General features: G+C 64.8%; 8 protein-coding genes. 5 read left to right on the top strand and 3 right to left on the bottom strand.

Annotated features, from left to right (window positions below):
• Positions 1 to 84: 84 nt before the first annotated feature.
• On the bottom strand, positions 85 to 1,341 hold the full coding sequence (locus EHS19_RS07055; RefSeq protein WP_151917069.1) for a trans-sulfuration enzyme family protein: 1,257 nt from the start codon (positions 1,339 to 1,341) through the stop codon (positions 85 to 87).
• Between the two features lie 214 nt (positions 1,342 to 1,555).
• Here EHS19_RS07055 and EHS19_RS07050 point away from each other — a divergent pair, with 214 nt between their 5' ends.
• Positions 1,556 to 3,031, top strand: coding sequence for a DUF2142 domain-containing protein (locus EHS19_RS07050; protein WP_175578359.1), 1,476 nt, complete (start codon positions 1,556 to 1,558; stop codon positions 3,029 to 3,031).
• A 167-nt stretch (positions 3,032 to 3,198) separates the two neighbouring features.
• Positions 3,199 to 4,206: an aldo/keto reductase gene (locus EHS19_RS07045; RefSeq protein ID WP_151917067.1), complete on the top strand. Its 1,008-nt coding sequence runs from the start codon at positions 3,199 to 3,201 to the stop codon at positions 4,204 to 4,206.
• Between the two features lie 27 nt (positions 4,207 to 4,233).
• Here EHS19_RS07045 and EHS19_RS07040 read toward each other — a convergent pair whose 3' ends face one another.
• Complete coding sequence (locus tag EHS19_RS07040) at positions 4,234 to 6,483, bottom strand: elongation factor G (RefSeq protein WP_151917066.1); 2,250 nt, start codon at positions 6,481 to 6,483, stop codon at positions 4,234 to 4,236.
• A 267-nt stretch (positions 6,484 to 6,750) separates the two neighbouring features.
• Between EHS19_RS07040 and EHS19_RS07035 the strand changes: the two genes are divergently transcribed.
• The gene (locus tag EHS19_RS07035; RefSeq protein WP_151917065.1) at positions 6,751 to 7,272 is read left to right on the top strand and encodes a 3'-5' exonuclease; all 522 of its coding nucleotides are present in this window, start codon (positions 6,751 to 6,753) and stop codon (positions 7,270 to 7,272) included.
• Positions 7,273 to 7,342: 70 nt separating this feature from the next.
• On the opposite strand, the gene EHS19_RS07030 is transcribed toward EHS19_RS07035, so the two are convergent.
• Positions 7,343 to 8,800, bottom strand: coding sequence for a hypothetical protein (locus EHS19_RS07030; RefSeq protein WP_151917064.1), 1,458 nt, complete (start codon positions 8,798 to 8,800; stop codon positions 7,343 to 7,345).
• A 569-nt stretch (positions 8,801 to 9,369) separates the two neighbouring features.
• Here EHS19_RS07030 and EHS19_RS07025 point away from each other — a divergent pair.
• Together EHS19_RS07025 and EHS19_RS07020 are read left to right on the top strand one after the other, a co-directional pair.
• Entirely contained in the window at positions 9,370 to 9,861 is a 492-nt protein-coding gene (locus EHS19_RS07025) for a peroxiredoxin (protein ID WP_151917085.1), read from the top strand.
• A gap of 209 nt (positions 9,862 to 10,070) precedes the next feature.
• Positions 10,071 to 11,855, top strand: coding sequence for an ABC transporter permease (locus tag EHS19_RS07020; RefSeq protein ID WP_151917063.1), 1,785 nt, complete (start codon positions 10,071 to 10,073; stop codon positions 11,853 to 11,855).
• The last annotated feature ends 33 nt before the right edge of the window (positions 11,856 to 11,888 follow it).

Here is an 11,888-nt window from a genome sequence, read left to right as displayed (position 1 = left end):
TGATTTGCATGATTCACATGATTCACATGATTGCGATGATGCAGATTCACCATGATGCGCACGAGATGGTGCACGCACGATGATTCAGGCGACCAGACCGGCCGCCATCTCGCGGATATCGCGCGCATCCGCATCCGCCTGCAACGCATCCGCATCCAGCGCATCATACGCCTTGTCGAAGGCCTGACCGAGATCCTCGATCAGATCCACCACATCCTCGATGCCGATGGCAAGTCGGATGAGCTGATCGGTGATGCCGACCTTGAGCCGTTCGGCGCGCGGAAGCTCGAAATGCGTCATGCGACACGGCAGCTCGGCAAGACTCTCCACCGCGCCCAGACTCACCGCGAGTCGGAACACATGCAGATTGTCGAGCACGACCGCCGGATCGACGCCCGGAACCACCTCGAACGAGAGCACGCCGCCGAAGCCCTTGAGCCCGTTCTCGGCGAGCAGCCGGTTGCGATCGGCTCGGATGCCCGGATAGTGCACCGTTCTGACCAGCGGATGAACCAGCAGGTATTCGGCGATCGACTGCGCGTTCGACTGCTGACGGTCCATGCGCAGCGCCAGCGTCTGGATGCCGCGGCGGACGTCATTGCACTCCGTCGGCGCAAGCACGCCGCCGAAGCGGTTCTGCGCGAAGTAGATGCCGCGGCCCACGTCCTCGGACAGCACGACCACCAGCCCGGCGTTCACTTCGGAGTGGCCGGCGAGATACTTGGTGGCGGAATGGATGACCACGTCGGCACCCAGATCGAGCGGACGCTGAAGGTACGGCGTGACGAACGTGTTGTCGACGATCGAGAGCGCCCCGTAACGGTGCGCGATCGCGCTGATGGCCCGCACGTTGTTGACCTCGATGAGCGGATTGGTGAGCGTCTCGAAGTACACCGCCTTCGCCGGCGGCACGTCCGCGCCGCCACTGCCGCGCCCGCTTCCGGACACTGCCGCGTCGAGCGCCTCGGGATCGGCGGTGTCCACGGCGTCGAACAGAAGCCCGCGGTCGGCGAAGTACTCGTTGAACAGCGAATACGTGCCGCCGTAGATGTTGCGGCCGACGACGATCCGGTCGCCGGGACGGAAGATCGACAGCGTCGCATGGATGGCGGCGAGCCCCGACGCGAAGGCGAAGCCGCGCGTGCCGTGTTCGAGCTGCGCGATCTGGCGTTCGAGGAACTCCCTCGTGGGGTTGCCGCTGCGAGCGTAGTCCCAGCGGGGCATGGACTCGACCGATTCGAAAGCATACGTGGATGAGTTGTAGATAGGCGGGTTCACGGCTCCGGTCGTGTTGTCGCCGACCGGCAGTCCGTGGACCAGCTGGGTATTGAACCTCGTCATAAGCACCCCCTGGGATCGTTTCGGGCGGATTCCCCGGTGGAGTCCGCGTCTGATACGACGCTATCGCCCGCTGCCGCGCCTATGCAAGCCGAGCGGCATACCCGTTTCTTATAGACCGCTCTCAACCGTTGCAAAACCACGGTTTGCCGACATGCGCAAGCCGACTGCGCACAGCCGCGAAACATGGCGACACGCCGATGCCTACAATGGTGTCGTGATCCTCTCAGCCACTCGCCGCAGCCGCCTGATCGCGGCCGCACTCCGCCTGATGCCGATCATCGCGGCCCTATGCGCGCTGCTCGCCGGCGGCATGGTCATGCTCTCCACCGCGCCCGGGCACACGTCGGACGTCTGGGCGCACACCTATCGCATCAGCGGCATCCTCAACGGCGATGTGATCGCCCGACCGGTCTCCTCGCGCAGCGAGCTTCATCCGATGGTCCACGGCAATGTGGGGGGTGCGGTGGACCGTTCATGGCTTGACTATTCGATACGCGAATACGATCATCATGATCCGGCGGTGGCGTGGCCGGACACGATCACGCGTTCGGATGCGCGCACCGTCGATCTACCGTACAACAACACGGCCGTCTACACGCCCGTCGCCTATCTTCCCCAACTGGCCGGATTCGCGGCCGGTCGTGCGCTTGGTCTGCCGACCGCCGTCACGTATCGGCTCGCGCAGACGCTGATGCTGGCGGTCTATGCGCTGATGACCGGTCTTGCGGTGGCGGCGCTGCCCCGGTGGCGCATTCCCGCAACACTGCTGCTGACCGCGGTGACGGCGGCGTCGAACAGCGCGTTCGCGATCTCCGCCGACTCGCTCACCCAGTGCACGGTGACACTGCTCACCGCGATGCTGCTGCGGGTCGCCACTCGGCCGGTGCGGCTGCGTTTCGTCGCCGGGCTTGGCGGTGTCGCCATGCTGCTGGCATGCTGCAAGTTCATCTACGCGCCGCTGATCCTTATGGTGCCGCTGGCAGTCTGGACGCAGTCGCGGATGGCGATGCCGCGCCCGTCGGCGACCGATCGCAAGCCGACGCAGCCGCGGGATTGCGCGCGGCAATCCGCGTTGCATCTCGAGGAAAACCCGACATGGCGACGTGTGCGGCTGCTGCGGCAGCGCCGGTGCCGGCTGGCGGCGCTCGCCGCGGTCGGCACCGTGGCGCCGCTGACGCTGCTCGCCGTATGGATGCGGCTCAACGACTGGTATACGACGATGCCGGTCAATGTGACCTATGCGCATATGACGGCGCGCAAGCACGCATTGCTGACCGATCCCGGGCTTGGCATGCGGGTGATCGGATACGTGGCGCGCGCGATCGTGACGGCACGGGCGAATCTCGATCGGGCATCCGATTCGCGACTCATCGGCATGTGCCTGATCGTGTTCGCCGCATCGCTGATCATGCTGGCGCTCGCCACGACCACGCGTGCGATCACCGGACGGCTCGCCGTGTTCTGGTGGGCGTCGTTCGCGGCGGCGGCCGCCACCATCGCCGCGATGTATCTGGCGTTGTGGCTTCAGTACACGCCGGATTGGATGGACGTGGCCGACGGCATGCAGCATCGCTATCTCTATCCGTTGGCGCTGATGACGCTGCTCGGCGCGCTCGATGCGATCGCCGCATCCGCCAGACGAATCACGCGACTTCCCGGGGCGCAGCGCGATGATGCCAACATGGCGTAGGATGGCATTGGCAACGCAATCATGCGCGGCACGGCAACGTGTGGCGGCCATCGGCGTCGGCCGGAACGAACCGACCGCGACGAAGGCAGCGTGCACCGCAGGCAGTCCGTGCGGCGCACCGGGCATTCAGACACAGGATACGCAAGGCACACAGGATTGGAGCGACCATGTTCGAGGCGACATCCCACTATGAGCCGGCAGCGGACCGATACGACGGCATGCGGTACAACCGATGCGGCACAAGCGGACTGAAGCTGCCGGCGATCTCGCTTGGCTTCTGGCACAACTTCGGCGACATCACACCATTCGAGCAGATGAAGGCGCTCGCCTTCACCGCGTTCGACCACGGCATCACCCACTTCGATCTGGCCAACAACTACGGTCCCGAACCGGGTGCCGCGGAACGCAACGCCGGTCGTCTCATCCACCGCTATTTCGCCGCGCACCGCGACGAGCTGGTCATCTCGACCAAGGCCGGATACGAGATGTGGGCGGGCCCCTACGGCGATCATGGAAGCCGCAAGTATCTGCTCGCCTCGCTCGACCAGAGCCTGAGCCGTCTCGGACTCGACTACGTGGACGTGTTCTACCATCACCGTCCCGACCCCGAAACCCCGCTTCAGGAGACGATGGGAGCGCTTGCGCAGGCGGTGACCAGCGGCAAGGCGCTGTATGTGGGTCTTTCCAACTATGACGGCGAACGGCTGGAGCAGGCATCGGCCATTCTCGATGAACTGCACGTGCCGTTCGTCATCAACCAGAACAAGTACAACATCCTCGACCGCACGGTGGAACGCAACGGGCTGAAGGACACCGCCAAGCGGCTCGGCAAGGGACTCATCACGTTCTGCCCGCTGGCGCAGGGACTGCTGACCGACCGCTATCTGGATGGCATTCCGGCGGACTCGCGCGTCGCCCACGACCCTCGGTTCCTGCATGAGTCGGATGTCGAACGCGTGCACGGCAAAATCGTCGCGCTCAACGAGATCGCCAGGCGCCGCGGTCAGACGCTCGCCGAGATGAGCCTTGCCTGGCTGCTGCACGACGATGCGGTGACCAGCGTGCTCGCCGGCGCGTCGAAGCCCCAGCAGATCCTCGACAACATCGGCGCGCTGCGCAACACCGAGTTCAGCGACGAGGAGCTCGCCGACATCGATCGCATCGCGCTCTCCTGATGTGGCGATCGCGCGCGGGCGCGATCATCACCGCGCGTTCCAGTCGGTGGCGTAGGGCATGTGCATGAAGTCGGGCACCCGGTACCACTTGACCGGGTAGCCGGCTCCGTGGGCGCAGAAGACCGAATCGGGCGTATTGTCCAGATCGGATTGCGGATCGTACGCCTCACGACGTATCACCTCGTCGGCGTCATGACATGGCCGGTAGCCGCCGAACGAGCATGAGAGCCGCCCGAGCCCATGCGTATAGGCGTTGACGTCCATCGCATAGTCGCGCATGCTCGACACCGGGCAATCCCCGACGAGCACCGCATCATCGCCGTCGATCAGCGCCGGCTCGAAGGTGCCGCTCATCCGCTGCACGTCCGACATGGCGCGTCCGACCATGCCGCTGGGAATCTCCAATCGGAACCGATACCACGGTTCAAGCAGCACGCACCAGCCCCGATCGGCTGCGGCGAACAGGCCGAAGCCCTCACCGGAGGCAGCGTTCGCATCCGAATCACCGCCGCCGCGCGCGCCAAACCCACTTGCGCCGCCGCCGCGCGCGTCGGCTTCCTGCGCATCCGCGGATACGTCGGTCGCACGCGCGCCATCATTATCGTCCGAATCGGAGTCGAATCGCGAGACGTCGCCGGCCGCGCGCGCCATCATCAGCCCCTGTCGGACGGCGCGATAGGTCGCCTGCCGAAAATCGCCGCCCTCGGTGTGCTTCTCGTGGCCGCGCCCGGTCACGAGCGTGAGCCGCACATCGGTCAGCGGAGCGCCGATCAGCACGCCCAGATGCTCGCGCTCGCCCAAATGGGTCAGCACCAGATGCTGCCATGCGCGCGCGAGCACATCCTCGCCGCACGCGCTGGCGATGTGCACGCCACTGCCCGGCTCCCCCGGCTCGATGAGCACATGCGCCTCGGCATAGTGCCGCAGCGGCTCGAAATGTCCGACGCCCTCGACCGCCTGCGTGACCGTTTCACGGTAGAGGATGCCGCCGGGCCCGAACCCGATGTCCAGCGAGAACCGGTCATGCAGGATCTGACGGATGATCTCCAGCTGCACCTCGCCCATCAGCTGAACGCGGATCTCGCCGAGACGCGACACCCATTCCACATGCAGCAGCGGGTCCTCGTCATCCAGCTCACGCAGTGCGGTCAGGCATCGATGCACGTCGTTGCCGTTCGTCAGCACGGTATACGACAGCACCGGCTGCAGGCTCGGCTGCCCGGCATCGGCCTCGCTGCCGAGCCCCTCACCGGGGAACGTGTGCGTAAGTCCCGTCACCGCCGCTATCGTACCGGCGGCGGCCTCCTCCGCCACGGCGAATCGCGCGCCGGAATACAGGCGCACCTGATCGGCCTTCTCGCTCCACGGCTGCGCATTCGGCTCCTGATCGAAGCCGAGCATGCGCCGTTCCGCACGACCACCGTCGCCACCGATGCCACCGTCGTCACCGTCGTCAGCGGCGTCGCGGCGATTCGTCAGCATCATCTTGGCGCGCAGCCTGCCCGAGGTGACCTTGAGCCACGTCAGCCGGTTGCCCTGCGCGTCATGCGAAATCTTGTACACGCGCGCGCCGAATGCGCCGGCGTCATCGTATTGCGGCGTGCGCGCGAATCGTTCAAACCCTGCAAGCAGCGCGTCCACGCCGTCCATGGAGAGCGCGGACCCCCAGTAGCAGGGGAATACGCGCCGCTGCGCGATCAGCCGCCGGATGATGTCGTCCGGCATCATGCCGTCGGCAAGCAGCGCATCCATCGCGGCCTCATCCTGCATCGCGATGTCCTCGCAGCGTTCGGGCGTCATGTCGGCATTCTCGAAATCGACCACGCCGTCGCCGAAGCGCCGCCTCAGCTGGGCGAGCAACGACGCGCGATCGGCGCCGGGGGCATCCATCTTGTTGACGAACAGGAACGTGGGCACCTGGTAGCGCGCCAGCAGCCGCCATAGCGTCGCCGTGTGACCCTGCACGCCATCCGCGGCGGAGACGACCAGGATCGCGTAATCGAGCACGCTCAGCGTGCGTTCGGTCTCGGCGGCGAAATCGACATGTCCGGGCGTGTCCAGCAGCGTCACGTCAAGATCGCCGACACGGATGATGGCCGGCTCGCTGAAGATGGTGATGCCGCGCGCACGTTCCATCGCATCCGTATCGAGGAACGCGTCGCCGTGATCGACGCGGCCGAGTCTGCGTATCGTTCCGGTGGCATACAGCAGCGCCTCGGACAGCGTGGTCTTGCCCGCATCGACATGTGCGACAAGTCCTGCGACGATATGACCCATGGTCCTCCGTTCCGTTTCGCGTCCGGCATCCGCACCCAGTCGCCGGCATCCTTCGCCCGCATCCATCATGGCATGCCGCTATGATGATATACCGCTGATCCAAGCGCGCCGTCATACGTGATGCCAATGCGTGATTCCAGGCGCACCACCAGGCGTAAACGTGGGCATGCGCACGAGCGCGGGCCGCGCTCGCGACCCTACCATAGCGGAAAACCATAGGAAACCATAGGAAACCATAGGAAACCATAGCGGAAACGGAGCTGACCGATGACCCTGAGCCTGCCGGATGACTATGTCACGCTCGATCTGGAGACCACCGGCGTCAGCTGGCAGCGCGACACGATCATCGAATTCGGAGCGGTGCGCGTGCGCAATCGCAAACCGGTGGCGACGTTCCAGCAACTGGTCGACCCGGCCCGTCCGGTCAGTGCGTTCATCACGCGCCTGACCGGCATCACGCCGGCGATGCTCGCGGATGAGCCGACGCTCGATCGGGCGCTGCCCGAGTTTCTGGACTGGTGCGGCGACGATGTGCTGGTCGGACACAACATCGCCGCGTTCGACATGCAGTTCATCCGCTCGTCATCGATGCTGCTGCTGCATCACGACGTGCCGAATCCGGTACTTGACACGCTGAAGCTCAGCCGCCAGCTGTTCCCCGGGGAGCGACGTCACCGGCTCGCCGACCTCATCGTGCGATTCGACATCGCCGACGTCGAGGAGCATCGGGCTCTGTCCGACGCGCAGCAGACGCGTCTATGCCTCGAATGGATGCGCGAGCACTGCTGAGCCGCCGGCCGCCGCTGCCGACGTCGGCCCCCTTACTCGGGCCGGCGTCGGTCGGCGTCGGCCGGCGTCGTCACTCGGCATCGATGTCGTCGCCCTCAAAGGCCTCGGCGATGCCGGCATCATCGGCATCGGCAAGGTCGAAGTCGTCGTCATCGCCATACCACGGCGCCAGCAGCCGCGAGCATTCATTCAGATTCGCATCGATCAGCGCGCAGGCGAGCGGCGCCGCCAGAGCAGGATCCTCGACGTATTCGAGCACCACCACGGCGAGCGACGCCCCCAGACGGCGGCAATACTGCATATGCGAGCGCAGCTCGTCGCCCTCCATGTCTTCGGTGTCCACGGCGCCCGACACCGCCGACAGCAGCACGACCGGCATCATCGGCAGACCGACGCGCTGCACCAGATCGACGGCGAACTGCATGTTGGCAAGATAGCGGGAGAACGCGTCCTCATCGTCGTCGAGCACGGCGTTGTCCATCGACACTGCGATCATCGGTCCGAACATCGACTCGACGCGATGCCACACATAGGCGCGATTCGCCCAGATCGAATCGGGATCGATGTCATCGTCGTCGATCAGGCCGTTCTCGAAATCCTCATCAGGATCATCGGAATCGAAGATGGCCTGCAACGAGGCTGCCGCCTTCTGCGCATCGTACAGGTAGCGACGATCGACATCCTCGAATTCGACCGGCTTGCCAGCATCCAAGGCGAGCGAGGGAAGCATGTCCAGCAGATCCTCGTCGCCGAGGCCGCCCGCAATGACGACCCGCTCGTCAAGCGGCATGCGATATGCGGGATCCTGCTCACGCTCCGAGTTCGCACGTCGGTCACCGTCACGCGTAAGCGCCGCCTGACTGTCGCAGGCCTTGGGATCGATGCCGAACAGATCGTAGATCTTGCCCACGGTCTCGTCGGTGAGCTGGTCCACACGCGCCTGCGCATCGACCAGACGCCGGATGCCCGCGGCATCGTCGTCGGCAAGCAGCAATCGGGCCGTTTCGATGTCGTCCTCCGCGTCGGTGCCATAGACAAGCACCAGATGCGCCGCCAATCTGCGAATCTGGTCGCTGAAGTCAAGCATGTCGTTCAGCATCGCGTCGGCTTCGTCATCGTCAAGCGCATCATAGTCGTCGTTGGGCGTGAAGTCGCTGTCGATCATGAACGCCGATGCCGTGCCCGAGTTCAGCGAACGATCGGCGTCCATGAGCGCGGCGACGATCCAGCCGAGCAGACCGGATTCGCGCACCGCCTCACGGACCGCCTCGAGCAGGTCGGCGCAACGCTCGACGAAAGCCTCGTCGCCACCGATCATCGCCTGCATCAGCGCATCGGTGAAGCCTCCGTCTCCGAACACCTTTCGGCATTGCGAGAACGCAGCCATGTCGAAGGTGACCGCCTGACCGTGCCCGTCATCGGTCAGCTCGTTCCAATCGGGGGCGTTCCCCGAAACGGCCATCTGGAACGTGGCTTTGAATGCGCGCAAATCCCGCAGAAACGCCAATCCGTCAAGCTTGAGTGCCATGCCAATCCCCCGTTTCACCGTCGGTTCACCCGCTTGAGGCGCACACCATGCATGCATACGCGCATCATGCGCACCTCAAGCGAGTCGGCACCGGAGCCTCCGGTGCATGGCCGCACGCGCGACCCTGCAATCCACCGTATCAGTCGAAGTGCTGCGACACACCACGACCCCGCGCCGTGTGACGCACGGCCGCGACCGCACCGGCGGCGGCCAGCAGCGCGAGCGCCATCATCAATGCGACTGCGCTGGACGATGATCCCGTGGACGAGAGTCTGCGTGCCGTGTCACCGGCCGCAGCATCGGCACCGGTATCATGCGCATCGTTCGCCCCGTTTCCGGACGTGGACTGATCGGGCTTGTTCTGGCCGTTGTGTTGAACGCCCGAGTACAGCCACGCGATTCGGTGTTATCGGTCACAATGCGCAGCGTGGCTGCGCCGGGGCGACACAAGCCTCTACTATGGAGGCATGATTCAACCATCAGGCAATGCGGCATCAAGCAATGCGGCATCAAGCAATGCGGCACAGAACGACACGCCGAACAATAACGCACCGCAGAACGACGCGCCCATGCCGAAGCGACTGGAGATCGGCGACGTGGCACCGCGATTCTCACTGCCGGGCATCGCACCCGACGGCGGCGAGATCACGATCGATCTGGACACCGCGCTGTCACAGGGCAAGCGCATCGTGCTGTACTTCTATCCGGCCGCGATGACGCCGGGATGCACGACCGAGGCGTGCGACTTCCGCGACAATCTTGCACGACTCACCGCCTACGGATACCAGGTGATCGGCGTATCGAAGGACCCGCTGGACAAGCTGCGCAGGTTCGCCGAGCGCGACCAGCTGACCTTCCCGCTGCTGAGCGATCCGGATTTCACCGTGCATCGCGCCTATGCGGCATGGGGCGAACGCAAGCTGTACGGCAAGACGCACGTCGGCGCGATCCGATCGACCATGGTGATCGATCCGGATGGACGCATCGTGCTGGCCCGCTACAACGTGCGCGCCAAAGGACACGTCGCCTCACTGATGAAGGCCCTCGGCATCGCGCAGTAGCCGCACCCCAGCACAGCACCCTCCATCACAACGCCCCACCACAGTGCGACGTCAAGCTTTCATTCAGCATTTATCCACGATCATCGCATCACCTAACCAGACGCATCCAAGCGTCACCCCAGCGCCCTGCCACGAACCCGCGGTTCCATGAACGGTATCGGACCGGTCTCAGCGGTCAGACAACGATACGAATCATCAAAGGACCATCAATGTTCGTAGTGAAGAACGCATGGCGCAACGTCATACGCAACAAAGGGCGCAATATTCTCGTCGCCATCATCGTCGCCATCATCGCGGCGGCGGCGACCATCGGACTCGCCATCCGCCAGGCGGCGGACAACGCCCGCGAAACCGGCCTGGAGAACTCGACCATCACCGCGCAGATCAGCTTCGACCGCAGCAAGGCGATCAGCGAGATCAGCAGCCAGACATCCGACTCCAGCTCATCCGACTCCGATTCGAGCGGGCGGCCCGACTTCGACGCCATGCGCGAGTCATTGGAGGGCAAACAGCTGACGCTGGCCGACTACGAAAAGTACGCCAAGGCGTCGTCGGCCGTGAAATCGACCTACTACACGCAGACCTCGTCGGTCAACGAAACCGACGACTTCCAGCCGGTCGAGGACTCCAGCTCGTCGGCTGCAACGTCGTCAAGCGACAGCGATTCCAGCAGCACCGACACCAACTCCAACACCGCCCAGCCGAACGACGGCGGCCAGCAGCCCGGTGGCGACATGGGCGGCGATCAGGCGGGCGGCCGCGGCGGCATGGGCGGCATGATGCAGTCCAGCGGCGACTTCTCGCTGATCGGATTCTCCTCCGACGAGGCGGTCGCCAACGCGGCCAACGGCACGTTCACAATGAGCAGCGGCGAGGTGTTCGGATACGACTCCGACTCGGACGGTGACGTGATCATCTCCAAGGAGCTCGCCGACTTCAACGGACTCAAGGTCGGCGACACATTCACCGTCGAGAACGTCTCCGACGAGGACACCACCTACACGCTCACCATCGTCGGCATCTACGAGAACACGTCGGATTCGACCGGTCAGATGGGCGGCCCGATGCGATCGACCTCGTCGGACCCGGCGAATGCCATCTACACGTCCGTCTCCACGCTCGCCAAGCTCGGCCTCGACTCCGACTCGACCCTGGAGACGACCGACTCCAACGGCGACACCACCGAGCGCGCCGCGGCGCAGCTGAGCTACACCTACGTGTTCTCCGGCAAGGACGACTATGAGACGTTCGTCAAGGACGTGGCCAAGGCGGGACTGAGCGACGACTACACCGTCTCGTCCACCGACGTCGAACAGTACGAGTCAAGCCTCGTGCCGCTCGACAACCTCTCGCAGTTCGCATTGACGCTGCTGCTCATCGTGCTGGGCGTGGGCGCGGTCGTGATCGTGGTCATCACGCTGTTCAACGTGCGCGAACGCAAATACGAGGTCGGCGTGCTCACCGCGATCGGCGTGAAGAAGGTCAAGGTGGCGGCCCAGTTCACATTCGAGCTGCTCGTCGTGACGATGATCGGCCTTGCGATCGGCGTGGCCGGCGGTGCGGCCGCATCGGTGCCGGTGTCGAACCAGCTGCTGTCGGCGCAGGTCGCCCAGCAGGAATCGCAGGCATCGAGCCAGAATGCGCAGTTCGGCCGCGACATGCAGGGGCCCGGCGCACCGGGAGGCGCATCGTCGAACGACTCCTCCAGCGATTCGGCGGACACGTCGAATTCCGATTCCAACAGCGACGGCAACACCGGCAATGCCGCAAACGGCGGCGCCCAGACACCGGCGAACGGGCGGCAGCAGGGTGGACCTGGCGGCATGATGACCCGCGCCGTGGACTACGTCTCCACGGTCAACGCGACGGTCAATCTCAAGGTCGTCGGCCAGCTGCTGCTCATCGGATTGGGATTGACGCTCGTGGCGGCGCTCGTCGCGGTCGTGTTCGTGATGCGATACGAGCCGCTGCAGATCCTCGCCGACCGCTCGTAGCAGACGACACAGCCATCAATCGGCACCGATTGC

It is taken from the genome of Bifidobacterium jacchi (assembly GCF_009078285.1).
Taxonomy (GTDB): domain Bacteria; phylum Actinomycetota; class Actinomycetes; order Actinomycetales; family Bifidobacteriaceae; genus Bifidobacterium; species Bifidobacterium jacchi.
The sequence above is the reverse complement of the archived record's forward strand: the minus strand, read 5'-3'. Positions and strand labels throughout refer to the sequence as shown.

Bases quoted from the DNA above. Each gene is read 5' to 3' on its own strand.
- EHS19_RS07040 (WP_151917066.1), bottom strand. From the start codon at position 6,483: ATGGGTCATATCGTCGCAGGACTTGTCGCACATGTCGATGCGGGCAAG.
- EHS19_RS07030 (WP_151917064.1), bottom strand. From the start codon at position 8,800: ATGGCACTCAAGCTTGACGGATTGGCGTTTCTGCGGGATTTGCGCGCA.
- EHS19_RS07045 (WP_151917067.1), top strand. From the start codon at position 3,199: ATGTTCGAGGCGACATCCCACTATGAGCCGGCAGCGGACCGATACGAC.
- EHS19_RS07055 (WP_151917069.1), bottom strand. From the start codon at position 1,341: ATGACGAGGTTCAATACCCAGCTGGTCCACGGACTGCCGGTCGGCGAC.
- EHS19_RS07025 (WP_151917085.1), top strand. From the start codon at position 9,370: ATGCCGAAGCGACTGGAGATCGGCGACGTGGCACCGCGATTCTCACTG.
- EHS19_RS07035 (WP_151917065.1), top strand. From the start codon at position 6,751: ATGACCCTGAGCCTGCCGGATGACTATGTCACGCTCGATCTGGAGACC.
- EHS19_RS07020 (WP_151917063.1), top strand. From the start codon at position 10,071: ATGTTCGTAGTGAAGAACGCATGGCGCAACGTCATACGCAACAAAGGG.